This window comes from Paenibacillus praedii (assembly GCF_049725345.1).
In the GTDB taxonomy this organism is placed as follows: Bacteria; Bacillota; Bacilli; order Paenibacillales; family Paenibacillaceae; genus Pristimantibacillus.
Genome location: NZ_JBMWAM010000002.1, coordinates 65,267 through 91,331 on the forward strand (window position 1 = coordinate 65,267; position 26,065 = coordinate 91,331).

Genomic DNA, 26,065 nt, shown 5'->3' on the forward strand with positions numbered 1-26,065 from the left:
TCATGAAATCTTCTGCATTTCTTAACTGAACCTACTATAGCATTTCTTTCTTCATTGATCCAAGATATAATATCTATAACGACTATAGGTAATAACTATAATGAAAGCTTTAAAACTTTTGTTGCCAATAAAGGAGCTTATCGCTATGGAACTTAGGCAATTGAATTATGTCATCCAGATCGCCTTGGAAAAAAACTTTTCCCGCGCCGCGGAGAAGCTGCATATCGCACAGCCCTCTCTAAGCCAGCAGCTATCCAAGCTGGAGCAAGAAATTGGTGTACTGCTATTTAGGCGTACAACAAATTCCGTCGAGCTCACGCAGGCCGGTCAAGTGTTCGTAAACAAATCACAAGCCATCCTTGACGCAGTGGAGCAGTTGAAGCAGGAAATGGATGACATGGCCCAAATGAGGCGCGGTCGTCTAGTCGTTGGCACGCTTCCGATAACCGGCTCGCATATTTTACCGCTAGTGCTGCCCGTGTTCGGTGAGAAGTTCCCGCAAATCGAAGTCGTGCTTGTTGAGGATACGACGGCCAAGCTCGAGCAGCTTACCGCTAGCGGAGGTACAGATTTAAGCCTCCTCTCTCTCCCGCTTATCGACAGCTCGCTTGCTTGGGAGCCTTTATTAGAGGAAGAAATTTGCCTGGCCGTTCCTCCGCAGCATCCGCTTGCAGGACGCGAGGGATCAATCGATATCGCCGATCTCAAGGAGGAGCCGTTCATCGGTCTCAAGCGCGGTCAAGGCTTCCGTCAAATAACAGTAGAGCTGTGTGAGGAGGCTGGCTTCACGCCTAGAATCGTGTTCGAAAGCAGCAATATGGAGACTATTCAATCGCTAGTTGCCGGAGGCATGGGAATCGCCTTTGTCCCGCAAATGCTGACGCGAGCCAAAGGCGCTGATTTTGCTCCAGCTTATTTAGCATTAAATTCAAAGCCTACCCGGATGCTGGTCATTGCGAGCCGCAAGGGGCGTTATCTCTCCAAGGCAGCAGACGCCTTCATTCGAACCTTAAACAGCACCATAAGCAGTTATCATTGATTACGCTTGATAGATTGCTGGTCTGCGATCCTCAAACACTGGAATTTTTGAACGAACCGTATCGACAAGCGATAAGTCGATATCGGCGTATAGAATCATTTCCTCTTCACCCGCTTCGGCTATAATCTCTCCCCAAGGGTCAAGCACGATGGAATGTCCGAAAAAGCTCGTTTCACCGCTCTCGCCCATGCGATTGCAGGCAATGACAAACATTTGGTTTTCAATTGCGCGGGCCGTGAGCAAGGTTTTCCAGTGATGCAGACGCGGATTCGGCCACTCTGCTGGCACGAACAGAAGCTTGGCCCCCTCCAGCGCCAGCCTTCGAGCCAGCTCTGGAAAGCGAATGTCATAGCAGATCATCATTCCTGCTTGCTCTCCTTCCATTTCCAGCTTGCCAAGCTTATTGCCAGCCGCCAAATATTTCTCTTCGTCCATTAAGCGGAAGAGGTGAATCTTCGAGTAATCGGCAGCTACATTCCCTTCACGATCAAAGGCATAAATCGTATTAAGAACCTTGTCTTCCTTTAGCTCCGCGATCGATCCGCCAATAATATGAACCTTATGCTTCTTGCTGAAAGCAGACAGGAATGTTTTAGTACGATCGCCTTCCTTATCAGCAATCGACTGAATTTCCGTTAACGCATAGCCGGTATTCCACATTTCCGGGAACATGATGACATCCGGCTTTTGCGCTCCTCCTACCGCTTCCTCCAGCATCGAAGCCAGCTTTGTGTAGTTCGCCTCCGGATTTCCTGCCTCTATATGCATTTGCAGCAGAGCCAGCCGCAATTTTTTACTCATATTTCCGCTCCTTCTGCATTAGCTTTTTTTCTAATGATACCGTCTCATGGTTCTGTGTCAAGATGGGAAGCTTAACATTGATGCCTTTACCACTATACGATAAAAAAGGAGAATGTCTGTTATGCTTCCGAAAAAATTAATTTCTCTGCTTATAGCTTGCTGCTCGCTATTTCTTTATACGCAAGCTGCCGCCGCCCATCCTAATATGAATAGGCCCGTTTCAGAAACGGGGCTAAAGCCTGTTCAAGTATTTGATGTCGCTGCTGGAAAAGTTTTGAAAACGATCCCGAATGATAAGGAATTTCAAACCTTTGCCACTTCATGGACAAATTCGATTACGGGACTAGCGCCTCAGATCACAACTGATCCAAGCTGCAGCTTCGTCTTCAGAGTTCCGCTTCAGAAGCCGGTTACGTTGAAGGCAAATGACATATCCGTGACGACAGACGATGTGTTCCTATTTTATTGCAAGGAGAAGCCGCCCCTGCTACTCGTTTTTGATGAGAAGCGGAAACCATTTATATTTTTGTTCAAAACCGATATCACGCCATTTCTGCAAAAGGTAGGATTGCCCGCTTCCTGAGATGTCGCTTCTCTTATACACTTATTCATGCTACATTAAAGCTATTGTCTAAATAGCGATATTGTCATGTGGAGCGTGAAGAAATGGAAACACAAATCGGTCAACACCCGATTCAACCCGCGGATCGGATGAATGGACTTCCGACGCAATTTTTTGCCAAGCTCGTAGCCAAAGCGAATGCGCAAGCAGCTAAGGGTCGCGATGTTATCAATTTGGGACAAGGCAATCCGGACCAGCCGACCCCTCCCCATATTGTTGCTAAGCTGCAGGAGGCTGCAGCTAATCCGTTGTATCACAAATATCCTCCTTTCAGCGGCTACGCCTTTCTTAAGGAGGCTGCAGCAAAGCGGTATAAGGAAGATTACGACGTAGATGTAGACCCTTCAACAGAGGTGGCTATTTTATTTGGCGGAAAAACCGGTCTCGTTGAGATCAGCCAATGCTTGCTAAATCCCGGCGATATCTGCCTTGTCCCTGACCCAGGCTACCCTGATTATTGGTCAGGTGTGGCGTTAGCCGGAGCGGAAATGTCGTTCATGCCGTTAACGGAGCAGAACAGCTACCTGCCGGAATACGGTGCCATTCCGCCTGAGATAGCCGAGCGCGCAAAGCTTATGTTCATGAACTATCCGAACAACCCTACAGGCGCTGTCGCGAATGCGGAATTTTATGCGGAGACGGTTGCATTTGCCGAAAAGCACGGTATTGTTGTAGCAAGCGACTTCGCATACGGCGCGATTGGGTTTGAAGGAAGCAAGCCGATAAGCTTCCTTCAAACGCCCGGCGCGAAGGAGGTCGGCGTTGAATTTTATACCCTTTCCAAAACCTATAATATGGCTGGCTGGCGCGTCGGCTTTGCGATAGGCAATGCTCAGATCGTGAAGCTTATCAATCTCATACAGGATCATTATTACTGCAGCCTGTTCGGCGGCATTCAAGAAGCTGCGGCTTTAGCCTTAACTGGGCCTCAGCAATGTGTCGCTGATCTGAATGCGATGTACGAGAGCAGACGTGAAGCATTGTTCAGCGCGCTTGATCGGATCGGATGGAAAGCGGCGAGACCCGGAGGCTCCTTCTTCTGCTGGCTGCCTGTAGCGCCGGGCTATACCTCTGAATCGTTTGCTGATTTGCTGCTCCAGGAAGCAGACGTAGTCGTTGCTCCAGGGGTAGGCTTCGGCACACATGGCGAAGGCTTTGTCCGCCTCGGTCTATTAACGACTGAAGCGCGTCTTCAGGAAGCTGTAGAGCGCATCGGCAAGCTGAATCTATTTTAAAGCGGTCAAGATGTCCGCCTTGCTTTACACAGATTTGGGATCATGATATGCTTATAGGAAATGAACATGAAACGTGATGACGGGACTAGTAAGCATGACAGGTCGCGATCAGAGAGTAAATTCCATGGGCTGTAAGAATTTACCGAAGGCCGCTTGCTGAACCTACCTCCGAGCGGCCGGCGATGAGCCGGACAGTGCCTTCTGTTATAGGCTTAAGCTGGATGATTGTCTTCGTGATGATCATCAACAAAGGTGGTACCGCGGAAGTATAGACTTTCGTCCTTTATGGACGGAGGTCTTTTTTGTCGTCACAAAACAAGCATAGGATGGGATCAAAGATGTCAGAGCGTATCGTTGTAAAAATTGGCAGCAGCTCGCTTACCTCTGAGGAAGGCGGCCTAAACCGCGAGCGGATCGAGTTCTTTGCTTCTGAACTTGCCTCTCTTCATCAAGGCGGTAATGGTGTTATGCTCGTTACCTCTGGCGCGGTTGCTGCAGGCTTTCGTCAGATTGGATATGTAACGAAGCCGAAGATCGTGCACGAGAAGCAAGCAGCTGCAGCTGTAGGTCAAGCGCTGCTCATGCAAGCATATCAAGAAGCCTTCAGCCAATATGGCATAGTATCCGCACAGATTTTGCTTACCCGGGCAGATTTCTCTAACCGGCGACGAATCCAGAATGCTTTAATGACCATCGAAGAGCTGCTAAGACTTGGCATTATTCCGATTATTAATGAAAATGATACTGTGTCTACCGATGAGCTCGTCCTTAAATTCGGGGACAATGATCATTTATCGGCTCTCGTTGCTGCAATGACAAAGGCTGCCAAGCTCGTTATCATTACAGATATGGATGGTTTATATACAGAGGATCCGCGCAAAAATCCACAGGCGGTCAAAATCGAACGCGTCGTTCAGATCTCAGAGGACATTATGAAGCTGGCAGGCGGCGCCGGCTCTTCTGTCGGCACCGGCGGCATGCGCTCAAAAATCGAAGCGGCGCGCATTGCCATGCGCGGCGGCGTGAACGCGTTCATCGGCAAGGTTCAGCAGCATGGAGACCTCACGCTTGCCGTTCAAGGAAACGGACGCGGCACCTACTTCGATACGAAGCTGCACAGCCTGCCTATGAAGAAGCAGTGGCTGGGCTTTCACTCTTTGCCACAGGGCAGCATAACGGTTGATGACGGAGCAGTTGCCGCCTTGCTTGAAGGCGGCAAAAGCCTCCTCCCTGCCGGGGTTACGAGCATCCAAGGCGAATTCCATCCCGGCGATGTCGTCGAAGTTATGAATCGTCAAGGTGAAACGCTCGGCCGCGGTGTAGTCAATTATGCGGCATGGCAAATTCAGGCGGCAGCCGGTCTATCAACTGAAGAAGTCAGACGCCGAGTTGAGGTCTCACGCATCGAAGTGATTCATCGTGACGAATGGATTACCTTGAAATAACGAAGGAGGTTTTACTTATGAGTGAAGTAAGAGAAAAAGCAACGCTTGCTCAGCAAGCATCAGCAATAATGAATCGACTGACTACGGAGCAGAAGAACAGCGCGCTTATACAAATGGCGGATGCTCTGCTTTCGGAGCAGGCTGCTATTATATCGGCAAATGAGCTCGACTTGCAGCGCGGAAAAGAGCAAGGCACAAGCCCCTCCCTGCTCGACCGTCTTGCTTTGAATGGTGACCGTGTTACGGCTATCGCCGAAGGTCTGCGCCAAATCGTAGAGCTTCCTGATCCTGTCGGCGAGCTTCTCGAGCAGTTTGACCGTCCGAACGGGCTGAAGGTTGAGAAGGTTAGAGTTCCGCTCGGCGTGATCGGCATGATCTATGAAGCGCGTCCAAATGTAACCGTCGATGCTGCCGGCCTCTGCTTGAAGACTGGCAACAGCGTGGTGCTTCGGGGCGGCTCCGCAGCGATCGAGTCTAACCGCAAAATCGTGGAGGTACTGAAGAAGGCGCTTGACGCTACGGCTATGCCCGCCGATGCCATTCAGCTCATAGAAGATTCCGATCGTGCATCGGTTAACGAAATGCTGAAGCTTAACGGTTTGCTTGATGTCGTCATCCCACGCGGCGGCGCCTCGCTCATTCGCAACGTCGTCGAAAATGCGACCGTTCCCGTTATCGAAACAGGTGCTGGCATTTGCCATACTTTCGTAGATGCCAGCGCGGATTTCAATATGGCCGCAGAGATTGCCTTTAACGCCAAGGTACAGCGTCCATCCGTTTGTAATTCCATGGAAACGCTGCTTGTACATGAAAATTTTGCTGAGAAAAGTCTTATTTCTCTCGCAGAGCGCTTTATCACAGCCGGAGTTGAGCTTCGCGGCTGCGAGCGGACGACTGCCCTGCTTTCAGGCGCAAAGCTTGCTACGGATGAAGACTATAGCACAGAATATAATGATTACATTATGAATATCCGCATTGTACCGCATGTGGATGCTGCCCTTGATCATATCCGCCGCTTTGGAACAAAGCATTCCGAATGCATCGTGACCGAGGATGCCGGAAACGCTGAACGATTCATTCAAGAAGTTGATGCGGCTGCTGTTTACCATAATGCATCGACTCGTTTCACGGATGGCTTTGAGTTCGGCTTCGGGGCGGAAATCGGCATAAGCACACAAAAGCTGCACGCGCGCGGACCGATGGGGCTGCCAGCCCTTACATCAACGAAATACCGTATTTACGGCACAGGACAAATTCGGGGGTAGTCTCTCTCCCCGGCACTCAGCTATTTAAAACAACATTTTACTAAATGGAGGTAATCTACTATGTCCTTACTGACGAAGTCCGGTATCGCTGACTTGCAGCTTTGCTTTTTTGGGGCCGGCTCAATGGCTGAAGCAATAGCTAGAGGCCTCATTAACGAGAAGCTGGTTGATGCTCATCGGATATCTATGCTTAACCGCCAAAATAAGGAGCGGCTGACGGAGCTACATACGCGTTATGGCGTTCAAACGGTCGTTCAGGGCTCAAGCAATGAAGCTTTCTTGCGCGAAGCGGATATTATTTTTTTAGCGATGAAGCCGAAGGACGCTGCTGAAGCGCTTACTGCCATTAAGCCTTACATGAAACCAAATCAACTCATTATTTCGGTCATTGCCGGCTTGTCGATAAAGTCAATCGGTCAGCTGCTCGGTGAGGAAGCGGCTATCGTAAGAACGATGCCGAATACGTCAAGCACAATTGGTCTCGGCGCGACCGGCATCAGTTATTCCGAGACTGTAACCCCGCAGCAGCGGATGCTTGCGGAGACGATCTTCAGCTCCGTAGGCATTAACGCAGTTGTTGAAGAGTCGCTGCAGCAAGCCGTGACAGGTGTGTCAGGCAGCGGTCCCGCATATGTCTATTACTTTATGGAAGCGATGATGAGTGCCGCAAGCGAGCTTGGCTTGTCGCAGGAAGCAGCCAAGGAGCTGGTCGTTCAGACCGTGCTTGGCGCCGCAGAGATGGTTCGTTCAACCGGAGAGGAACCGGCTGAGCTGCGCCGCAAGGTGACATCCCCAAATGGCACAACACAGGCCGCGCTTGAGGTTATGGCCGAGCATCATTTCTCGGAAACCATCATTAAAGCGGTCCACCGCTCCGCTGAACGGGCAGGTGAGCTTGGCGCTGCTATTGAAAGGAGCATATCGGAATGAATGGAGTATGTATTGCAACCTATCGCTCGTATGACGATAAAGCCGATTTCAATAAAAAAGCGCTCTCGATCGCCGTTGGCTTAACCGTAGGCAGCTGGACAGAGCTTCCTGAAGCCCAAAAAGCGGAAATGGAGAAACATCTCGGCAAGGTGCTGTCAGTGAATGTGCATGAGCCTGCTGCTGCCGCACCTGGCGAGCGGTATGCCGATATTCAAATCGCATACCCGGACATCAACTTTAGCCGCGACCTGCCTGCCCTGCTCGTTACCGTATTCGGTAAGCTCTCCATGGACGGCAAGATCAAGCTGCTTGATCTTACGGTTTCCGATACGTTCGCTTCTGCATTTCCTGGCCCTAAATTTGGACTGGAAGGCGTTCGCGGGCTGCTCGGCGTTCATGACCGGCCGCTCCTGATGAGTATTTTCAAATCGGTCGTGGGACATGATCTTGCAAATCTGCAGGACCAGTTCTACAAGCAGGCGCTTGGCGGCGTAGATCTAATTAAGGACGATGAAATTTTATTTGAGAACCCGCTGACGCCGCTTGAGAAACGCGTCGAAGCCTGTATGGATGCCGCCCGCCGTGCGGAAGCAGAAACCGGTCAAAAGCTGCTGTATGCCGTCAATTTGACTGGTCCTACCTCACAGCTGGCAGCAAACGCACGTAAAGCGATAAGCGCTGGCGCCAATGCTTTATTGTTCAACGTTCTCGCTTACGGCTACGATGTGCTGCATGAGCTTAGCAGCGACAAGTCGATCAGTGTGCCGATAGCCGCACATCCCGCTATGGCCGGAGCGATATATCCATCACCGCATTATGGAATCAGCGCATCGCTGCTGTTAGGCAAGCTCATGCGTCTTGCCGGCGCGGATCTCGTGCTCTTCCCTTCCCCCTATGGTTCGGTTGTCATGCCGAAGGAAGAGAATTTAGCCGTTAAGGATGCCTTGTTTGCACCGCTCCACGGACTGCGGACAAGCCTTCCCGTTCCATCGGCCGGTATTCATCCAGGGCTCGTTCCTCTTATTTTAAAAGATTTCGGAACTGACGTTGTCGTCAATGCGGGCGGCGGCATACATGGCCATCCAATGGGAACCGCAGCGGGCGGACAAGCGTTCCGTCAAGCGATTGCCGCTGCCATGAACGGTGTACCGCTGCGCGATGCTTCGACGCAAGCAGGCAACGAGCCGCTGCTGGCTGCCATTAACGCATGGGGGATCAAAGAATAATGAATGAGAAGCCTACAGCTAAGAAGCGTATCGTGTTCTGCGATTTTGACGGAACGATTACGGTGAACGATAATATCATTGCGATCATTAAACATTTCAATCCTGAAGGCTGGGAGAAGATTGCCCAGCAAACGATTGATCAGGAGCTATCCATAAAGGACGGAGTCGGGCAATTATTCCGTCTTCTCCCAGCCTCGATGCAGAAGGAAGTTATTGATTTTAGCATTTCCAATGCTCGTATTCGGGACGGCTTCAGCGATTTTCTCGCTTATTGCAAGGAACAGCAAATCGAGTTTTACGTAACAAGCGGCGGCATTGACTTCTTCGTGTATCCGATTTTGGAGCCATTCGGTATTCCAAGCGATCATATTTACTGTAACAGCAGTGACTTCAGTGGCGAGCGCATCGAAATTTTATGGCCGAATCCTTGCGATGAGCACTGTGCCAATCATTGCGGCATGTGCAAGACAACGATTATGCGCCGTTTCCCCGCTGATCAATACGAGCGCATCATCATCGGAGACAGCGTAACTGATTTTGAGGGCGCAAAGCTTGCGGATGTTGTATACTCCCGCTCACATTTGACCGTGAAATGCAAGGAGCTTGGACTGCCGCATCATGAATATGAAACATTTCACGATATTATTAACCATATGAATACGGAAAGGACGACTTCGAAATGAGCTTTCAACAACTCGCATTAGAGGATAAGCAGCGCGCTTTATCCGAGCTCCGCGATGTGAAGGAGCTGTTCGCCTCCCGCGGCTGGTTTCCCGGTACAAGCGGCAACCTGTCGATTCGCGTTGGCGATTACAAGCCGGAGGAATTTCAATTTGCCATTACGGCAAGCGGGAAAGATAAAACGGTTCATACACCGGAGGATTATCTATTCGTTGACCAAGATGGCAAGCCATGTGAGAATACTCGCTTAAAGCCTTCTGCTGAAACGCTCATTCACTGTGAAATTTATAAGCTGACGGGGGCAGGGGCCATTTTCCACGTGCATACCGTATTTAACAGTGTTATTTCCGAATATTTCTGGGATCGCAAAGCGGTGCCTGTTGATGGCGTTGAGCTCATTAAAGGCTTCAATATCTGGGACGAGGAAGCTCAAATCGATATTCCTATCGTGTCCAACTTTGCCCACATCCCTTTTATCGTGCCTGAAATTACCGAGCGGATCGATCAGAAGATCCCAGGCATTCTGCTGCGCAAGCACGGCATTTACGCTTGGGGAGCCACTGCCTTTGAAGCGAAGCGTCACCTAGAGGCATTCGAATTTATGTTCGAGTATGTATACCGTTTAGAGCTGCTGCAGCGCGGTAATCGGTAGCGTTCAACGATTTTATCGTTTCCCGTCATATTATGAGGTTAGCCAGATTTACTGGTTGACCTCTTTTTATTAAGTGATAAATTAACCGCAGAAAGGTGAGGTATATGATTACAAAAAAAGACCAAGCCTTTCGGCTTAGCCTCTTCCACCCCGAAATTTTTGCGCATGGGCGCGTGCTTCGTCTGCGTTAGTAATCCGATTCCGGCTCCACTCAAAGAGAATCCGATCTATATAACGCAAGCTCAGCTTTCCTGCAAATACGGCTTCCTTGAGAGCAAAACGGATGATCTCATCGGTGTACTTGTCCTGATCGAGCCAGATTGAAATCGTCTCACACTCCATCGGCGACAGCAGCCGTCCAAACTCCTGCTCGAACACACTAAATAAATCCGACGAAGAGGAAGCGGCAAGCGGCTTCGATGGTTGACGCTCTGCCTTCTTCGTTTCCCGCTTCTGCTCAGCTGTAAGCTGCGCCGCCTTAAACAGCCAACCGCTCCAATTATAACGCTCCGATTGCATGCCGGTCGTACTGTCCACATAGCCATCAATCGTTAAGAAGTCATCCTTCATCAGTCTGGCAAGCATTTGGCCCACATCCCTCACGGATAATCCCATCCGCTCCGCCAGCTCCTCCAGCATCGGAAAATCATTCAAATCCGCTTCCATATAGACCATGATTTGCAGCAGCAGCATAGCTTCTGAATCCGACAAATCAAGCTGACGGTATGTACGCAGCAGCATTGCAGACACATGGACACCGCCCTCTTGAAGCGCTGCAGCCATGCCATGCGTATATGCCTTCCAAATCTCGTTGTTCACCGCTCGCCATCCCCCCGAATCATCTGCAACTATTATTTTAGGATTGCTTAACGAGGTTATAGGTATCTCTGGCAATAAGAAGCTCCTCGTTGGTAGGCACAACAAGAACCTTAACGCGGGAGGCATCCGTTGAGATCTCTCTGGCATCCTTGCGGCGCTCCGCATTGCGTTCTTCGTCCAGCTCAATTCCCAAGAAGGAAATTCCTTCACAGACCGCTTTGCGCAGTGCAACCGAGTTCTCTCCTACCCCTGCCGTAAAGACAAGCGTATCCACACCGTTCATCGCAGCTGCATAAGCGCCAATATATTTTTTCACACGGTAAATGTACATGTCAAATGCAAGCTTTGCATTTTTGTCTCCTTCATTCATCGCTTCCGTTACCTCTCGCATATCGCTGCTAATACCCGAGACTGCAAGCATCCCGCTATGTTTGTTAAGCATAGAATTTACTTCATTCAAAGTCAATTCCTCTTTGTTCATGACAAAAGGGACGATAGCCGGATCGAGATCACCGCTTCTGGTACCCATCATTAATCCTTCCAATGGTGTCATCCCCATACTGGTATCAAAAGATTTGCCATCCAATATTGCCGCGCAGCTTGCACCGTTTCCGATATGGCAAGTGATCATTTTGAGCGATTCAAGCGGTTTCTCCAAATATTGAGCCGCCATGCTGCTTACATAGGCATGCGATGTGCCGTGGAAGCCATAGCGACGAATTTTGTGGCGTCGGTATAATACGGTGGGAATGGGGTACAAATATGACGTTTTTGGCATTGTCTGATGGAAGGCCGTATCGAATACGACAACCTGCGGCACATCCGGCATATTCGTTTCAACCGCGCTAATACCCATCATATGAGCAGGATTATGCAGCGGAGCAAGATCAAACAATCGGCGAATCTCAAGCTTTACCTCCGGCGTAACGAGCACTGAGCTGCTGAATGCCTCCCCCCCGTGAACGACACGATGACCGACGGCCTCAATTTCCTCCAGCTTGCTGATGGCGCCGTATTCCGGATGAAGCAGCATGTCATTGACACGCTTCACAGCCGTAACATGATCCAATATTTCACTTACATGCCGCACCTCTGGCTTGTCGATCGGCTCATGCGTCACGATGGAGGAATCCATGCCGATTCGCTCTACGCGTCCGCTTGCAAGCACCGATTCATTTTGCATGTCATACAGCTGATATTTCAAAGAAGAGCTTCCTGCATTTATAACGAGTACCTTCATTAAATTCGATCTCCATCCATATCGTATTTGAAAAAACCGACGCCTGATTTGACGCCTAGATGACCGGCGCGCACCATCTTTTTAAGCACAATCGATGGACGGTACTTCAGCTCACCATATTCACGGAACATACGGTCCAGCGCAGCCAATACGGAATCAAGCCCGAAGCGGTCGCACATTTCGAACGGCCCGTGCTGAAAGGAGTAGCCGATCCGCATGGCATTATCGATATCTTCAGCAGATGCGACACCTTCTTCAAGAACATGCAGCGCTTCATTAATAAATAAGCAAATAAGACGAGTCGTTACAAAGCCTGGGGATTCAAATACCATAACCCCTTTTTTGTTAATGACCTCTTCCACAAAATGTTTCGTTCTCGTGAAGGTTTCCTCTGACGTTTTAAGTCCGCGAACGATTTCGACCAGATCGATTTTAAATACAGGATAAATAAAATGCATGCCGATCACGCGGTCAGGATGTGCGGTTACGCTTGCCAGCTCCGTTAAGCTGAGAGTAGAGGTATTGCTTGCGAGGATGACATCTGATCCAATGATTTGATCTATTTTATTGAAAATTTCCTTCTTGCTGTTCAAATCCTCTGTAACAGTCTCGATCACAAGCTCGCATTCGGCAAGTCTATCATAGCTGAGTGTCGGATGAATTCTATTCATGACAAGCTTCTTCTCCGCCTTCGTCAACGCCCACTTCTCAATTTGCTTGTCTAAGCTGATCTCAATCATTTGTTTGCCGTAAGCGAGGCGTTCCTCTGAACGCTCGATGATAATAACGTCTAGTCCTTTGGAGGCCAGCATTTCTGCAATGCCTTGCCCCATTGTTCCTACTCCGACCACACCGACTGTTTTTATATTCAATGTAATAAGCTCCTTTTAGTATGTTGGAATGAAGACACATGCCCTATTAAGAATCATTCTCCGCCCGAATAGTTCAATCCTATTATAACGAATTTCATCAAAAAAAGAAGGCGGACAGACACTCCGCCTTCAAATTGTAATATTGTAAACGTTTTATGCAGCCGTGTAAAGCTTTAATAAGCTCCTGAACTCATCGCCGCTTAATGTTTCTTCACGAATCAGCGTCTGCAGCGACTGTGTAAACACATCTCGCTTCATTTCCAACAGCCGCTTCGTCTGTGCCATAAGCTCATCGAGTATGGTGCGGTTTATCGCCGCCCACGCCTCCTTTGTCATCATTGACGATTCAATAATACCAAGGTCGGTCAAGCCGGATTCAACTAATGTTTTCACGATGCTCATCGCCTGCTCGAAATCACCGCGCGAGCCCGTGCTTCTTTCGCCGTAAAAAATTTCCTCGGCAGCTGCTCCGCCAAGCGCAATCATAATTTGACCATTAAGAAAAGGCTTTGTATATAAATATTGCTCCTGCTGCGGATTGTGACGAACGTAGCCGAGCGCTTGCCCACGCGGTGACAAAGCTACCTGAGATACGCTGCCTGGACGAACGATTTCGGCCATGATCGCATGGCCGAGCTCATGAAGCGCGATTCGCTCACGCTCTTCCTTCGTTGCCTCTCGATCCGTCTTTTCACCCATCAGCACCTTATCAATCGCCATGGACAGATGACCTTCGGCAATTTTCCCGCTATTTTCACGCAACGCATAAATCGCCGCTTCATTCATGACGCTTTCGAGCTGTGCACCAGAGAAGCCAAACGCTTCCGTTGCTATGCGCTCCAAATCCACTTCGTCTGCTAATGGCTTATTTTGGGCATGTATGTTTAGAATATGCAATCTGCCTTTCTTATCCGGCAGCTCTACCCCGATATGGCGGTCGAATCGGCCCGGACGAAGCAAGGCGCTGTCCAGCATTTCCTTGCGGTTCGTAGCAGCAATGAGCAGAATGCGCGGCGACTCATTGGCATGGATGCCGTCCATTTCCGTCAGCAGCTGATTCAACGTTTGATCGTACTCGCGATGCTGGCCGCCATCTCTTTTGCCGCCTATCACTTCTATTTCATCAATGAAAATGACAGCGCTGCTCTTGCCGGCTTTGTTCGCTTTCGTTCTTGCTTCCTTGAATAGATCACGAACCCGCCCAGCCCCTACGCCGACATACATTTCCACGAACTCACTGCCTGATGCGGCCAAATATATCGAATCTGTATAGTTCGCTGCTGCTTTCGCGAGCAAGGTTTTTCCTGTACCCGGAGGACCCGCAAGCAAAATGCCTTTAAGCGGTCGAATACCGAGCTTCGCAATCTGCTCCTGACGGACGAGAAAATCGAGCGCCTCGACTAGCTCCTGCTTTGCCCGCTCCTGGCCCCCGATTTGTTCAAAGGTTAATGGCGCCGCATTAACCTTTGGGCGGCGCTGCTGGCTGGATAAGGCTGTTAGCTTGCCTCTGCCGCGTGCAGCATAAAAAACCAAAAAGCCTAATACGCCCATAAGCAGCAACGGCATAATATTTTGTCCTATATAAATAAAAAAGATAAGGAGCACAGGGACTAAGCCTATAGCTATTTCAGGCAAATATTTACGCATATTACCAAGCCTCCAACTGAGAAGGCGTACGTGGAAGCACAACGTATTTTACAGCGTCCGCGTTTTTCATCGTAATATATACATTTGTATCATCCATATCCGTTGTAACTGTTACATTTGCATGAGTTTTTGCAGCATCCTTCATCGCATGAGGGATATCTGAATAAGCCTTTGTCTCCATAGCCTCGGCAACTCGGAATAAGGACTCTGACCAGAACTCCTCCAACTGCGTATCCGAATTCGTTTGAATGTTAATGGCAAGCTTGCGATCACCGAAGACATCCTTGCCGTTTTGGGCAATTTCTTGATAGATTTCACGTATATTCGCCTCTGGCTTTAAGACAAGATCAAGCGTTACCTGATCGCGAGTCATAACGGGCTTCGAGGAGGAAACAACTCCATTTATATGAGCTACAACCTTTCCGATTGGCGCCGCTACTGCTACTTGATTGTAAATAGCCCAGCCACCAAACAGTACGGATGCTGTAATTGCAGCAGTCAAAAGTATAGGAACTAAACGCGGTTTTATCATTACAACTCTCCTCCCGCTTAATGAGTATATATAATTTATATATCAATCTTGCTATATGAAAGTATATCACATCTCTCGGTAGAAATGACGTTGTAAAAACAGGAAACGGAGCCTTATGGCTCCGTTTTGGCAGGCAGCGAATACTCATCAATGAAGGCACCGCTGTCAAAGGTATAAAATTCGTAATAATAACGCTCCGGACTGCTGCCCATGCTATAAAAAATTTCCCAAACTGGTTTATCATCGAATAGACCTGGCTGTACTCGCTTGATGCTCGCATCTGGTTTTTCGGCTAGAAAGACATTTTTCAGCTCTTCGTACGCGATGCTATCCGCTGCCTGAATAACCACTGGATCTTTGTCGTCGGTTACCCATACATAAACTTTATTATTTTCTTCATCCGTACCTGATACGATCCAGCTTTTCTTGTGCCACGTATGCGAATAAACAGTTTCAACGCTGGCAAGCTTGGCTGCTTCAATCGCTCTTGCCTCAGCATTATAGTCTGCAGACCATTTTGGCGTTTGGATCTCTCGAAAATAGAGTCCGAAGGCAATGATGAATAGAAGGATGAATCCAGTGAGTAAGAAAAGCCATCGCTGCGGCGTCTTGACAGGCTTACGTTTCTTCGTGGCGCCTCGCATTAGGCTTTCAGTAAGCGCTCAAAGCTTGCTTGCGCCTCAAAGCGGATTTTCTCTTCATCCAGCAGCGTGCACTCACCGTCCCGTAAAACGTGACGGCCGTCAACCCAGACATGCTTAACATCGCGGCCTGATCCTGAATAAACAAGGTGAGAAACGATATCTGTCTTCGGATAAAAATGCGGCTGTTCAAGGTCAATGCCAATGAAATCAGCCTTCATGCCTTCACGCAGCACCCCAATTTGGTCCTGCTGCCAGATTGCTTTCGCCCCATCAACCGTTGCCAGCTTTAATGCTTCATGTGCCGGGATCGCTGTCGGATCACCAGAAACGCCCTTATGCAGCAAGGCGGCGAAACGAATTTCCTCGAATAAATCCAAATTATTATTGCTCGCAACGCTATCCGTTCCAAGTGACACTGTAACACCGGCACGAAGCAGATCCGGAACGCGTGCAATGCCGCTTGCCAGCTTAAGATTACTTACCGGATTATGCGACACTGAGACGTTTTTTGCTGCTAACAGCTCTATTTCGGAATCATTCAGATGAACAGCGTGAGCGACAAGCGCAGGACGTGAGAAAAACCCAAGACGGTCCAAATGCTCTACAGGTCTAACCCCATAGTCCCGAACATTTTGCTCGACCTCTGCAATTGTCTCTGACATATGGGTATGCAGCGGCAAGTTGTAATCATGAGCAGCTTGAACAAAACGATCAATATAGGCAGGCGGACAAGTGTAAGGTGCGTGAGGCGAAATCATCGTTGAAATTCGTCCATCCGCTTTGCCATTCCAGTCGCGAGCGAACGCTATAGCTTCTGCTAGCTTAGACTCCTGCTCTGCAGGAGAACAAAGACCAATCACTCCTCTTGTCAAAATCCCGCGGATGCCTCCTTGCTCAACCATTTGTGCTACCTGATCCATACGGTCATACATATCAACGAATGTTGTTGTACCGGATCGGAGCATTTCCACAATCGCAAGGGCGCTGCCCGCTCTCGTATCCTGATCCACATATTTGCCTTCCATCGGCCACATTTTTTGCTCCAGCCAAACCTGAAGTTTCTGATCATCGGAATAGCCGCGCAGCAGACTCATCGCAGCATGTCCATGTGTATTAATTAAGCCTGGCATAAACGCAAGCTTGGATCCGTCAACCTTTTGCACTTCCTCGGATAGCTGCTGCGGCTCCGCCTCACCCAGGTATGTAATTCGGTCATTCGTTACGACCATATGTCCCTTAAATGATGGCGATTCTTCATCCATCGTAATAAATAAACCATTCTTAATCCAAATCTGACTCATTTTGCGCGTCTCCTTCTCGGTCAAGATAATAAGCTAAGCTTAGCAGCTCTTTGGTGAAATCAGCATTTTGTATACGAATGGCGTCCGGCACTCTTAAAATAGCAGGCGCGAAATTCAATATACCCTCAATGCCGGCTTCTACAAACTGGTTAGCGACATTTTGCGCTTCCAGGGCAGGCACAGTAATAATTCCGATTCTAATTTTTTGCTCGGCAACCGTATTGGAAAGCTCGCTAAGCGGCAGCACCTTTAAATTGTTAATATCAGATCCAATTTTACTTGGATGAATATCGAATACAGCCGTAATCTGCATATTATCCTTGGAGTATTTATTATAATTGCATAAAGCGTGTCCAAGATTACCTGCCCCCACCAGCGCTACCTTGATCGTCTGATCCACTTTAAGAATCTGGCGGATTTTCTCGATTAAATAAATAACATCATACCCTACGCCTTTTCGTCCAAACTCACCGAAATAAGCAAGATCCTTTCTTATTTGCGCGGGATTTAGATCCAGCTTCAAGCCCAGCTCTTGCGAAGAAACCGTTTGAATTTCACGATTGTGCATCTCGTTTAATACTTGGAGATAGATCGGAAGCCGTCTTACAACAGCCTCCGATATTTTCGTTTGCCTCATCGTTTCTCCTCCTCCGAGTCTGCTTTTGCATGAATAGCGAGCTCGCCGTCCTCCCGCTTTTCCTCCGACAGCCATTCCCGCATCCGTACGACCATTTGATCCGTATGCATCGTTTCAATTTTAGGACCTGGCAATGAATATAAGAAGTGCTTGCCGTAATAAGCATCAATTATTCTCGTATCATAAATAATGACGATACCTTTGTCCTGCGCCGTTCGTACAAGTCGGCCAAAGCCCTGTTTAAATCGGATAACCGCTTGTGGAATGGAAAGCTTCATAAAAGGATTTTGCTTTTGCCGCTGCAGCATTTCAGCCTTTGCTTCTGCGAGCGGGTGATTCGGCGGTTGAAAGGGCAATCGAACGATTGCCAAGGCTATTAATGCTTCACCCGGTATATCCACGCCCTCCCAGAAGCTGCTTGTACCAAGCAGAACAGACTCTGGAGCTTGACGAAAGCGTCTTGTCAGCTTCGTCCGATTGCCGCTGTCTATTCCTTGTCCCAGCACCTGAATGCCTGCCTCCGTCAACAATTCCTTTAACGGCTCATACACCTGCTTAAGCATCCGATAGGAGGTGAACAGAACAAGCATTCTGCCTCTCGTTTCTTTTGCCGTATCCGCTAATGATTTCACGAGCATCTCTAAATAAGTCTGATCGACCGTGGAGCCCTTAAGCACAGGGAAATTACGCGGTATGACAACAAGCGCCTGCTCCCGATAATTGAATGGCGAAGGGAGCTGAACGGTTTTCAGTCTCCCTTGCTCTTCATACCCTGCTAGGCCAAGCTGCTCTGCCGCATATTGAAATGATTTCTGAACCGATAAGGTGGCGGACGTCAATACAATGCTTTCTTTGACATCGAAAAAATACTTCTGCAGCTGCGCGCTGACATCTACAGGGACGCCATACAACTGAACGGAGCGAAAGCGATAGGCACTGCTTGCCTCAATCCAGAAGACGGAATCGGAGAGCTCCAGCCTTGTAAACGTGCGGAGTTCGTCCTTCATACGCGACAGATCACGGATTGCCCCATTAAGATCGGTAACAATCGCTTGAATTGGAGATTCATCTATACGGTCCTTAATATCGGTCATCATTTTCTCTACCGTCCGAACTACACGATTTAGCTCCGTATAAATGTTCTCTTCTACGTTGACAGCATCGTCCCAGCCGTTAGGCAGCTGATCTTTTTTCAAACGACAAATCGTTTGCGCGTTATCTATTGCCCCTTCGGAAGAGGTCGATGTGAAGCTGTAAAACATCTCAAACAGCTTATCCCAATGCTCCTTCACCTCTTGAAAGATCGGAATGACGGTATCAATCGTCTCCAGCCACGCAGCTTGATGAGCATCGTCCTCATACATAAGCTTCTGTCTCAGAGCAGGAAGTAAGCCCGATCGGGCATCCTTATACAGCCGAATAACAGCTTGCGTCAGCGAGAAGTAATTGATCTGCATACCGAGGTGCTTGCCTGCGACCTCCTCCACATGATGCGCCTCATCAATAATTAGATGTGTATAGGCTGGGAGCAGCCGATGATCAGCTTGGATATCCGTAAATAGCATAGAGTGATTTGTGATGGTAACATCGGCAATGTTGGCTTCATGCTTCGCGCGGTGATAATAGCACCGCTTGAACCATGGACAAGCACGATTTAAGCAGGAGTCGGTATCGCTTGCTACAGATGACCAAAAATCGGCCCCCTTGTTACCGAAATTAAGCTCCTCCTGATCACCCGTCTCGGTCTCTCCAAGCCATACAATCATTTGCGCAGCGGTTACCGTATCTTCAATAGGCGACACGAGATCCTTTGTATTCACTTTGCCAGTGAATTTCCGCAAGCATAAATAATTCCCGCGGCCTTTAAAGATAGAGGCTTTGAATTCAAATGGAAGCACCTCTGCCAGAAGTGGCAAATCTCGTTGTCTTAGCTGCTCCTGCAGGTTAATGGTATGTGTGCTCACAACTACTTTTTTTTGATTCTGAATCCCGTAATACAAAGCCGGAATGAGATAGCCGAGCGACTTTCCTGTCCCCGTACCTGCCTCGATCAGCAAATGCTGATTGCTGTTTAGCGCATCGTACACCTCTTGGAACATCGCTGTTTGCGCTTCCCGCTCCTCAAAATTTTCAAACTTATGTTCAAAACGCTGTCTGACATCCGCCAAATATTGCTCAAAGGACACAGCATTCAAAGGCTCATCATCGCCGCTTCCCAATCTTGGCGGCTCTTCCTCCGACCATTCTCTCACCTTTAATGCGAACTGATTAAAGTAATCGTATTCGTTTGATTCGAACACGTTCCTATATTCCATGCGCTGCTGTGTTTCTTTGATGAACCAGCTGAAATCGCCGCCGTCATCCATAAGCGCGGATAGCCGCTGCAATGTAAGCAGCGGCAATTTGCGTAGCTTCTGGATGGATTCAATAAGGATAAGTGCTGTTGCCATAGCGTCACTGTCTGCCCGATGATGCTGATCATGAGCAATACCGAACAGCTCGGAAACAGCTCCAAGCTGATAGGTCGTGATCGTAGGATATAAGATACGCAGCAGCTCAATCGTATCCAGCTTACGCCCCGAAAACATCTGGTGGCCGCTGCGGTTGAGCGCTTGATTGAGAAAACCAGCGTCAAAGCCAACGTTATGCGCGACAAGCACAGCATCCTTCAGTAACGGAATGAGCTTAGCTAGAACCTCACTAAGCTCAGGAGCATCCGATACATCTTGTTCTTCAATACCCGTCAATTGTGTAATAAAAGCCGGTATTGGGATATTGGGCCGAACGAAGGAGCTAAACGTATCTATAATTTCGAGCTCATCAGAAACGATGACAAGCCCGACCTGCAAAATATCGTCGTCCGAGCTATGACCCGTCGTTTCTAAGTCCAATACTGCAAATTTCATTCATTCCCCGATCCTCTCACAAACAGCACAGCTCCGTGCTTCCGAAATATAACGATAATTGCTCTGGTGTTTCTTGGCATGATCGCAAATTATTAAGCGGGTCCTTGAAGCTGGGGCATACGTCATGAGCTTTTTTAAATAATTGCTCTGCTTGTGCAAGGTTCATATACACCGCCTGTATACATCCAAGCGCATTATAACCCATTGCCAGCCATTTAGGAAATTCCGATAATGCAACGAGCAGCTGAAAGTGCCGCTCCGCCTCATTCCAGTTTTGAAGATGCATATGAGACATCGCTAAGAAAAGCCTTGCCAAATTGCAATCCGGCGATTGTCTAATGGCGCTTTGAAACTGGATGGCAGCCTGAGGAAACATAAATAGTTTATAATAGCCTTGGCCTTTAGAAATAATGGGCGCCGCTTCTTCCGGAATTTCCAGGTCTGCAGCATGATTTGTCGAAGACCCGCTGACAAATATAGATGGCTGATCATAGATTTTCTCCGCGTCGGATATGGCATCTGCTTGATTAACCATTAGCTGTTCCTTGAAATCAGCGAATTTCTCCTCGAACACAATCCACTGCTCAATCATGCTGTCACTTACCTTTTTTAGCTCCTTCAACTGCTTTTCGTATTGCTGCTTCTCCTGTGTGTTTGCACTGCTGTAATGATTCATAATCTGATCGAGCATGTCATTCATTGAAGCAAACATATGCTGGAACATAACTCATCCCGCCTTCGCCAAAGAATTAAGGAGTGTAATGTTCATTTTTTGTTTTCGATCAGCTTTTCATTCAGCATGCCAGCCGTTACATAAAGCAGGGACTAGGCTTATTATTCAAGCAGTTACAGGATTGTTGCGTGCAGCTCCTCATTCAGCACTTGAACCGGGCGGTTCTCATTGTCTAGAATCGTTATGACCGGTTTATGATCGCGTGCCTCCGCATCCGTCATCATCGCATAAGAAATAATAATGACCTGATCGCCAGGATGCACTAGCCGCGCTGCCGCGCCATTAAGGCAAATGACGCCTGAGCCGCGCTGTCCTGTAATGACATAGGTCTCAAAGCGCGCGCCATTATTATTATTTACAATCTGCACCTTTTCATTTTCCCAAATATTAGCCGCATCCATCAAATTCTCATCAATAGTAATGCTTCCGACATAATTCAGGTTGGCTTCCGTTACGGTAGCTCGGTGCAGCTTGGATTTCATCATCGTTCTAAACATGCTCATTCACACCTCCATCGCTTCGAATAATCGGTTATCTATTAAACGCGTCGTTCCAAACTTTACAGCGAGAGCCAAAATTAACGGCTTTTTTAAGGTTTGAACGGCCGCATTGGCGACTGGCGCCTGAAGCGTTGGATAATATAATAGTTCAACGTAGTCCACTAGAGCCTCGCTTGCTTTACTGATCTGCTGCTTTACTCTTTCTGTTAATTGCTCCACCGTCAGCTCTGACTCTTGAAGCCATTCAGATGCATGCTGCAGCGTTTGTGACAATACAACAGCTTGCTGCCGCTGCTCTGCATTTAAATACACATTTCTCGAGCTTAACGCAAGACCATCAGGCTCCCTGACGATCGGACATGGAATAACTTCAACTGGAATATTAAGATCGTAGACCATTTGTTGGATGACTGCTACCTGCTGCGCATCCTTCATACCGAAATAAGCCCGGTCTGGCCGAACCAGATTGAACAGCTTGCTTACAACTGTACCTACACCGTTAAAATGTCCTGGTCTAGACGCACCGCACAGACGATTTGTGATTTGATTTACAATGACGCTTGTCAGCGGCTTCTCAGGATACATTTCCTGAACCGTGGGAAGAAATACAATATCAATACCGCATTCCTTCGCGAGAGCCAGATCCCTCTCTTCATCCCGGGGATAACGGTCCAAATCCTCGTTTGGTCCGAACTGAAGTGGATTAACAAAAATACTGAGCACCGTCACATCATCGCCATCAGATTTAGATTTTCGCATAAGACTGGCATGACCTTCATGAAGGAAGCCCATTGTAGGTACAAAACCGATGCTTAGGCCTTTCTTACGCCATTCAGCAAGCTGCTGCTTTAGCTCATCTTTGGTGCGGCATATGATCATGGCTGTGAGACCCCTTTCTTGCTCGGACCATCTAACTTATCTTTGTTGGGCTGCTTGCTTTGATCGGCACCGCCGTAAAGCGGGCCAATGTTCGCAGGCTGTCCCGAGAACACATGCTGCTCCTGCGGGAATGCGCCCGTCTTAACATCTTCTACGTACGATTGAATCGCACCGCGAATGGTCGTGCCAATATCCGCGTAGGTTTTGACGAATTTTTTCTCGAAATATGGCGAGGCGTATTGCAATATATCATGGTACACCAGTACCTGACCATCGCAGCCTCGTCCAGCACCAATCCCAATAACAGGGATAGATAATGACTCGCTTATTAACGCTGCCAGCGGCTCAGTGACAAGCTCAAGCACAATACTAAAGGCTCCTGCTTCCTCTAACGCCTTTGCGTCATTGATTAGCCGCTCCGCTTCCTTATCCAGCTTGCCTTGCACCTTATAACCGCCAAGTTGATGAACCGATTGCGGTGTCAGTCCGATATGTCCCATAACGGGGATACCAGCTTTAACCAGCGCCGCCACGTCAGAGGCAATATCGGTGCCCCCTTCTAGCTTAACTGCTTGCGCTCCGCCTTCCTGCATAATTTTTGCCGCATTGCGAAGCGTCGTTTCGCGTCCGACACCGTAGGTCATAAACGGCATATCCGCCACAATAAAAGTATGCTGTGCACCTCTGGCAACTGCTCTTGTATGGTAAACGATATCGTCGATTGTGACAGGAATCGTCGTATCGTAGCCGAGCACGACGTTCCCTAGTGAATCTCCGACAAGTATAACGTCGATACCTGCTTCTTCAGCAAGCTTAGCTGAAGGATAATCATACGCTGTTAATACGGAAATCGCATTGCGTTCCTGCTTCATCTTCTTCATATTCGTAATTGTCAGTCGTTTCCTCATCAGCTTCATCCCCCGTTCAATGTTAGGATAAACACAAAAAAACCTTTTAGCCGTTGCTAAAAAGGTCCCCAAACTGAAAAGGAAACGATTGCTTGTAGTGCTTCCTTCTGTCTCGGTCCCTACGGCTCAGAGCAGAGTGTGCATTTCCAACCATTTGTATCTTATTGCGGTTCATCAGTGCAGCTTCCGGAGAATACCGCCTGATAGTTGTATTTTATCAAATATTTCGCAAGACGTAAATGAAAGATGTCAACTTACAGCGGCTCTCCCATTTCAGCCGAAAATACTGTCTTGATAGAACCGTCCGCCAGCTCTACTCGAATCGCGCCGCTTTCATCAAGTCCAATAGGAATGCCAACGATGTCGCCTTGAGGCGTAATCAGCCGAACTTGAACACCAAGCGATACCGATAATGCCTCCCACAGGGTAATAATCGGACTGAAGCCCTGCTCCTGGTAAAGTGTATAGAGCTGCTCCCATTCCTTAAGAAAATGAGCGATGATCTCCGTTCGATCCCATTTCTGTCCGGCTGCGACAAGCAGTGAAGTCGCTTTTGTCAAAAGCTCCTCCGGATAGTCAGCTTCCTCCAAATTAACGCTAATTCCTATACCCGCGATGACGTAACGCAGACGCTCATCCTCGGCTGCCGATTCTAATAAAATACCGCTGATTTTCTTCCCGTTAATCAGAAGGTCATTGGGCCATTTAATACCGATTGGCAAATCCGTTATCCGCTTTAAACTTCTGCACAGCGCAACTGCCGTCAAGAGCGTAAGCTGCGGGGCAAAATGAATAGGTACGGACGGACGCAGAACCATACTCATCCAGATCCCTTTGCCGCGCGGTGAGATCCAGCCTCGTCCCATGCGTCCACGACCGCTTACCTGCTGCTCCGCGATAAACAAAGTCCCCTCTGCAGCGCCTTCTTCCGCAGCAGTCCTGGCAAGATTTTGCGTGGATTCAACAGAATCGAACAGCTGCAGCGTCTTGCCGAATACAGCAGAGCTCAGCCTGCTGCTTAATTCAGCGACGGATAGCTTGTCCGGTATGCTAATCAGTCGATAGCCCAGTCGTCTAGACGCTTCAAACTGATAGCCGGCAGCTTCAAGCTTTCGAATCTGCTTCCAAATTGCCGTGCGGCTCACGCCCAGCTTCTGGCTGATGCTCTCTCCGGATACATATTCACCAGGACTGACTTCAAACAATTGCAGCAAAGATTCATTTTTCATCATCGTTATCCTTTTTATCCCATATTACTGCCTGCTTAAGCAGTTCAGGCTTGTCATTATCCAAAGCTCCAATAGCAACCTGAAGCAGCAGCTTATTCAGCATTTCACTTATCCATGGTCCCGCTTCCCGCTGCAAATGCCTAACAAGCTCACTGCCGCTCACGCTGAGCTGTTTTAATGCTGAAATCGGAAGTTCATCCAGCCATTGTTCCAAATGCGTTACATGCTTATTTAGAGCGGCTGGAGAGGATGTTTTCATGACATTTACGGTTGTTAGCCAATCCCTTGCTGAATCAACACCATTCCGAAGAACGACTTCAAGCCATCCTTTTCGCACAGCCGCTTGTGAGTTTAGGCTTGTAACCTTTAACATTTCATAGTGAATGGAAATCACTGTCAAAATGATCCTGGAACGCTGTTTGGAAAATCGGAGCGTGTTCAGCGCTTGCTCGGCAGCCATTATAGGAAGCCTCAATCCAATACCAATTGCGGCCCAGCGCAATTCATTCACAGACAGGTGCTGCAGGTCATGGAATAGCAAAACAGCATCACTGGATTGCAAAGCTTCGTCGATCGTATGCACCAGTAATTTAGGAAAAGGCTCCTTCAAATGATGAAGCAGTCCGCTTGCCGCAACAAAATGGAGCGCTCTTTGCGGACATGACCCGCTTAGCATCTTATCAAGCTCATCCCGTACACGCTCCATCGCGATAAATCGCAATAAAGAACGATGTCGAACAAGTGCTTTCCACGTTTGATGAGCGGGTCTTAACTGGTATGTACTCATAAATCGAACGGCACGGAGCATGCGAAGCGCATCCTCCTGGAAACGGGCATCCGCTTCACAGACACATCTAAGAAGACCATGCTTTACATCCTGCAAGCCGCCAAAAGGATCCAGCAACTCGCCATCCTCTGTCAAAGCCATTGCATTCATCGTAAAATCTCTTCGAAGCAGATCGCCATCAAGACTATTAATATATTCAACGTACTCTGGCTTTCGATGTCCCTCGTATTGGGATTCCAGCCTAAAGGTTGTCACTTCATAGCTAATACCCTCAGCCAACACCGTGATTGTTCCATGCTGTAATCCCGTCGGTATACAACGTTCAAACAGCTGCATCACCTGCTCAGGCTTCGCAGACGTTGCAATATCAACATCTTTGATCGGCAGACCAAGAACCGTATCTCTAACACAGCCGCCAACGAATACGGCTTCGAAATGGTGCTCTCGAAGCCGTTTTACGATGGGCAATGCGGTTATAATTGACTCTGGCAATGACAAGCGCATATTGAACACCGTCCTTCACAACCGGCATAAT

General features: G+C 48.4%; 25 protein-coding genes. 9 read left to right on the forward strand and 16 right to left on the reverse strand.

All coding sequences use genetic code 11. The features are described from left to right. Positions 1-145: 145 nt before the first annotated feature. Complete coding sequence (locus ACO9K6_RS02785; RefSeq protein ID WP_424766014.1) at positions 146-1,039, forward strand: LysR family transcriptional regulator; 894 nt, start codon at positions 146-148, stop codon at positions 1,037-1,039. Here the strand turns inward: ACO9K6_RS02785 and ACO9K6_RS02790 are convergent, their stop codons facing one another. After that, positions 1,040-1,840, reverse strand: a complete 801-nt coding sequence (locus ACO9K6_RS02790; protein ID WP_424766015.1) for a carbon-nitrogen family hydrolase — start codon at positions 1,838-1,840, stop codon at positions 1,040-1,042. It abuts the gene before it with no gap. Between the two features lie 121 nt (positions 1,841-1,961). Here ACO9K6_RS02790 and ACO9K6_RS02795 point away from each other — a divergent pair, with 121 nt between their 5' ends. The 8 genes from ACO9K6_RS02795 to mtnB all read left to right on the forward strand — a co-directional run bounded on the left by ACO9K6_RS02795 (position 1,962) and on the right by mtnB (position 9,896). Continuing rightward, positions 1,962-2,423 carry a hypothetical protein gene (locus tag ACO9K6_RS02795; protein WP_424766016.1) on the forward strand — a complete coding sequence of 154 codons (462 nt, stop codon included), beginning with the start codon at positions 1,962-1,964 and terminating at the stop codon, positions 2,421-2,423. An 83-nt stretch (positions 2,424-2,506) separates the two neighbouring features. Continuing rightward, positions 2,507-3,697, forward strand: a complete 1,191-nt coding sequence (locus ACO9K6_RS02800; RefSeq protein WP_424766017.1) for a pyridoxal phosphate-dependent aminotransferase — start codon at positions 2,507-2,509, stop codon at positions 3,695-3,697. Positions 3,698-4,035: 338 nt separating this feature from the next. Further along, a complete protein-coding gene (gene proB, locus ACO9K6_RS02805; RefSeq protein WP_424766018.1) occupies positions 4,036-5,142 on the forward strand; it encodes a glutamate 5-kinase in 1,107 nt (368 codons plus the stop codon). A gap of 17 nt (positions 5,143-5,159) precedes the next feature. Then, on the forward strand, positions 5,160-6,407 hold the full coding sequence (locus ACO9K6_RS02810; RefSeq protein ID WP_424766019.1) for a glutamate-5-semialdehyde dehydrogenase: 1,248 nt from the start codon (positions 5,160-5,162) through the stop codon (positions 6,405-6,407). A gap of 60 nt (positions 6,408-6,467) precedes the next feature. Then, entirely contained in the window at positions 6,468-7,337 is an 870-nt protein-coding gene (gene proC / locus ACO9K6_RS02815; protein ID WP_424766020.1) for a pyrroline-5-carboxylate reductase, read from the forward strand. After that, positions 7,334-8,563 carry a 2,3-diketo-5-methylthiopentyl-1-phosphate enolase gene (locus tag ACO9K6_RS02820; RefSeq protein WP_424766021.1) on the forward strand — a complete coding sequence of 410 codons (1,230 nt, stop codon included), beginning with the start codon at positions 7,334-7,336 and terminating at the stop codon, positions 8,561-8,563. The genes proC and ACO9K6_RS02820 overlap by 4 nt, the downstream gene beginning before the upstream one ends. Further along, entirely contained in the window at positions 8,563-9,246 is a 684-nt protein-coding gene (locus ACO9K6_RS02825; protein ID WP_424766022.1) for a 2-hydroxy-3-keto-5-methylthiopentenyl-1-phosphate phosphatase, read from the forward strand. The genes ACO9K6_RS02820 and ACO9K6_RS02825 overlap by 1 nt, the downstream gene beginning before the upstream one ends. Continuing rightward, complete coding sequence (gene mtnB / locus ACO9K6_RS02830) at positions 9,243-9,896, forward strand: methylthioribulose 1-phosphate dehydratase (protein ID WP_424766023.1); 654 nt, start codon at positions 9,243-9,245, stop codon at positions 9,894-9,896. The genes ACO9K6_RS02825 and mtnB overlap by 4 nt, the downstream gene beginning before the upstream one ends. A 135-nt stretch (positions 9,897-10,031) precedes the next feature. Here mtnB and ACO9K6_RS02835 read toward each other — a convergent pair whose 3' ends face one another. The 15 genes from ACO9K6_RS02835 to ACO9K6_RS02905 all read right to left on the reverse strand — a co-directional run bounded on the left by ACO9K6_RS02835 (position 10,032) and on the right by ACO9K6_RS02905 (position 26,034). Then, on the reverse strand, positions 10,032-10,715 hold the full coding sequence (locus ACO9K6_RS02835; protein WP_424766024.1) for a DnaD domain protein: 684 nt from the start codon (positions 10,713-10,715) through the stop codon (positions 10,032-10,034). Between the two features lie 37 nt (positions 10,716-10,752). Further along, positions 10,753-11,955 (reverse strand): acetate/propionate family kinase, encoded by a 1,203-nt coding sequence (locus ACO9K6_RS02840; protein ID WP_424766025.1) that lies wholly within the window; start codon positions 11,953-11,955, stop codon positions 10,753-10,755. Beyond that, positions 11,955-12,827, reverse strand: a complete 873-nt coding sequence (locus tag ACO9K6_RS02845; RefSeq protein ID WP_424766026.1) for a 3-hydroxyacyl-CoA dehydrogenase family protein — start codon at positions 12,825-12,827, stop codon at positions 11,955-11,957. The genes ACO9K6_RS02840 and ACO9K6_RS02845 overlap by 1 nt, the downstream gene beginning before the upstream one ends. Positions 12,828-12,980: 153 nt before the next feature. Further along, complete coding sequence (locus ACO9K6_RS02850; RefSeq protein WP_424766027.1) at positions 12,981-14,474, reverse strand: AAA family ATPase; 1,494 nt, start codon at positions 14,472-14,474, stop codon at positions 12,981-12,983. A gap of 1 nt (position 14,475) precedes the next feature. Further along, entirely contained in the window at positions 14,476-15,006 is a 531-nt protein-coding gene (locus ACO9K6_RS02855; RefSeq protein WP_424766028.1) for a hypothetical protein, read from the reverse strand. A gap of 113 nt (positions 15,007-15,119) precedes the next feature. Then, a complete protein-coding gene (locus tag ACO9K6_RS02860; RefSeq protein WP_424766029.1) occupies positions 15,120-15,650 on the reverse strand; it encodes a cell wall elongation regulator TseB-like domain-containing protein in 531 nt (176 codons plus the stop codon). Continuing rightward, a complete protein-coding gene (locus ACO9K6_RS02865; RefSeq protein WP_424766030.1) occupies positions 15,650-16,951 on the reverse strand; it encodes an amidohydrolase in 1,302 nt (433 codons plus the stop codon). Before ACO9K6_RS02865 ends, ACO9K6_RS02860 begins: the two co-directional genes overlap by 1 nt. After that, positions 16,932-17,588 (reverse strand): redox-sensing transcriptional repressor Rex, encoded by a 657-nt coding sequence (locus ACO9K6_RS02870; protein WP_424766031.1) that lies wholly within the window; start codon positions 17,586-17,588, stop codon positions 16,932-16,934. The genes ACO9K6_RS02865 and ACO9K6_RS02870 overlap by 20 nt, the downstream gene beginning before the upstream one ends. Further along, positions 17,585-20,494, reverse strand: a complete 2,910-nt coding sequence (gene dinG / locus ACO9K6_RS02875) for an ATP-dependent DNA helicase DinG (protein ID WP_424766032.1) — start codon at positions 20,492-20,494, stop codon at positions 17,585-17,587. The genes ACO9K6_RS02870 and dinG overlap by 4 nt, the downstream gene beginning before the upstream one ends. 16 nt (positions 20,495-20,510) lie before the next feature. Next, positions 20,511-21,218 (reverse strand): hypothetical protein, encoded by a 708-nt coding sequence (locus tag ACO9K6_RS02880; RefSeq protein WP_424766033.1) that lies wholly within the window; start codon positions 21,216-21,218, stop codon positions 20,511-20,513. A 122-nt stretch (positions 21,219-21,340) separates the two neighbouring features. Beyond that, entirely contained in the window at positions 21,341-21,724 is a 384-nt protein-coding gene (panD, locus tag ACO9K6_RS02885; protein WP_424766235.1) for an aspartate 1-decarboxylase, read from the reverse strand. Positions 21,725-21,730: 6 nt separating this feature from the next. After that, entirely contained in the window at positions 21,731-22,606 is an 876-nt protein-coding gene (gene panC, locus ACO9K6_RS02890; protein WP_424766034.1) for a pantoate--beta-alanine ligase, read from the reverse strand. Then, positions 22,603-23,514, reverse strand: coding sequence for a 3-methyl-2-oxobutanoate hydroxymethyltransferase (gene panB / locus ACO9K6_RS02895; protein WP_424766035.1), 912 nt, complete (start codon positions 23,512-23,514; stop codon positions 22,603-22,605). The genes panC and panB overlap by 4 nt, the downstream gene beginning before the upstream one ends. 254 nt (positions 23,515-23,768) lie before the next feature. Further along, positions 23,769-24,743, reverse strand: coding sequence for a biotin--[acetyl-CoA-carboxylase] ligase (locus ACO9K6_RS02900; RefSeq protein WP_424766236.1), 975 nt, complete (start codon positions 24,741-24,743; stop codon positions 23,769-23,771). After that, on the reverse strand, positions 24,733-26,034 hold the full coding sequence (locus ACO9K6_RS02905) for a CCA tRNA nucleotidyltransferase (protein WP_424766036.1): 1,302 nt from the start codon (positions 26,032-26,034) through the stop codon (positions 24,733-24,735). Before ACO9K6_RS02905 ends, ACO9K6_RS02900 begins: the two co-directional genes overlap by 11 nt. Positions 26,035-26,065 lie beyond the last annotated feature (31 nt).

What these genes read in the sequence shown, in the direction of transcription:
- mtnB (WP_424766023.1), top strand. Translation starts at nt 9,243, where the DNA reads ATGAGCTTTCAACAACTCGCATTAGAGGATAAGCAGCGCGCTTTATCC.
- dinG (WP_424766032.1), bottom strand. Translation starts at nt 20,494, where the DNA reads ATGAAATTTGCAGTATTGGACTTAGAAACGACGGGTCATAGCTCGGAC.
- ACO9K6_RS02900 (WP_424766236.1), bottom strand. Translation starts at nt 24,743, where the DNA reads ATGAAAAATGAATCTTTGCTGCAATTGTTTGAAGTCAGTCCTGGTGAA.
- ACO9K6_RS02790 (WP_424766015.1), bottom strand. Translation starts at nt 1,840, where the DNA reads ATGAGTAAAAAATTGCGGCTGGCTCTGCTGCAAATGCATATAGAGGCA.
- ACO9K6_RS02865 (WP_424766030.1), bottom strand. Translation starts at nt 16,951, where the DNA reads ATGAGTCAGATTTGGATTAAGAATGGTTTATTTATTACGATGGATGAA.
- ACO9K6_RS02810 (WP_424766019.1), top strand. Translation starts at nt 5,160, where the DNA reads ATGAGTGAAGTAAGAGAAAAAGCAACGCTTGCTCAGCAAGCATCAGCA.
- proC (WP_424766020.1), top strand. Translation starts at nt 6,468, where the DNA reads ATGTCCTTACTGACGAAGTCCGGTATCGCTGACTTGCAGCTTTGCTTT.
- ACO9K6_RS02795 (WP_424766016.1), top strand. Translation starts at nt 1,962, where the DNA reads ATGCTTCCGAAAAAATTAATTTCTCTGCTTATAGCTTGCTGCTCGCTA.
- ACO9K6_RS02820 (WP_424766021.1), top strand. Translation starts at nt 7,334, where the DNA reads ATGAATGGAGTATGTATTGCAACCTATCGCTCGTATGACGATAAAGCC.
- panB (WP_424766035.1), bottom strand. Translation starts at nt 23,514, where the DNA reads ATGAGGAAACGACTGACAATTACGAATATGAAGAAGATGAAGCAGGAA.
- ACO9K6_RS02860 (WP_424766029.1), bottom strand. Translation starts at nt 15,650, where the DNA reads ATGCGAGGCGCCACGAAGAAACGTAAGCCTGTCAAGACGCCGCAGCGA.
- ACO9K6_RS02855 (WP_424766028.1), bottom strand. Translation starts at nt 15,006, where the DNA reads ATGATAAAACCGCGTTTAGTTCCTATACTTTTGACTGCTGCAATTACA.
- ACO9K6_RS02905 (WP_424766036.1), bottom strand. Translation starts at nt 26,034, where the DNA reads ATGCGCTTGTCATTGCCAGAGTCAATTATAACCGCATTGCCCATCGTA.
- ACO9K6_RS02850 (WP_424766027.1), bottom strand. Translation starts at nt 14,474, where the DNA reads ATGCGTAAATATTTGCCTGAAATAGCTATAGGCTTAGTCCCTGTGCTC.
- proB (WP_424766018.1), top strand. Translation starts at nt 4,036, where the DNA reads ATGTCAGAGCGTATCGTTGTAAAAATTGGCAGCAGCTCGCTTACCTCT.
- ACO9K6_RS02840 (WP_424766025.1), bottom strand. Translation starts at nt 11,955, where the DNA reads ATGAAGGTACTCGTTATAAATGCAGGAAGCTCTTCTTTGAAATATCAG.
- ACO9K6_RS02785 (WP_424766014.1), top strand. Translation starts at nt 146, where the DNA reads ATGGAACTTAGGCAATTGAATTATGTCATCCAGATCGCCTTGGAAAAA.
- panD (WP_424766235.1), bottom strand. Translation starts at nt 21,724, where the DNA reads ATGTTTAGAACGATGATGAAATCCAAGCTGCACCGAGCTACCGTAACG.
- ACO9K6_RS02880 (WP_424766033.1), bottom strand. Translation starts at nt 21,218, where the DNA reads ATGTTCCAGCATATGTTTGCTTCAATGAATGACATGCTCGATCAGATT.
- ACO9K6_RS02800 (WP_424766017.1), top strand. Translation starts at nt 2,507, where the DNA reads ATGGAAACACAAATCGGTCAACACCCGATTCAACCCGCGGATCGGATG.
- panC (WP_424766034.1), bottom strand. Translation starts at nt 22,606, where the DNA reads ATGATCATATGCCGCACCAAAGATGAGCTAAAGCAGCAGCTTGCTGAA.
- ACO9K6_RS02870 (WP_424766031.1), bottom strand. Translation starts at nt 17,588, where the DNA reads ATGAGGCAAACGAAAATATCGGAGGCTGTTGTAAGACGGCTTCCGATC.
- ACO9K6_RS02825 (WP_424766022.1), top strand. Translation starts at nt 8,563, where the DNA reads ATGAATGAGAAGCCTACAGCTAAGAAGCGTATCGTGTTCTGCGATTTT.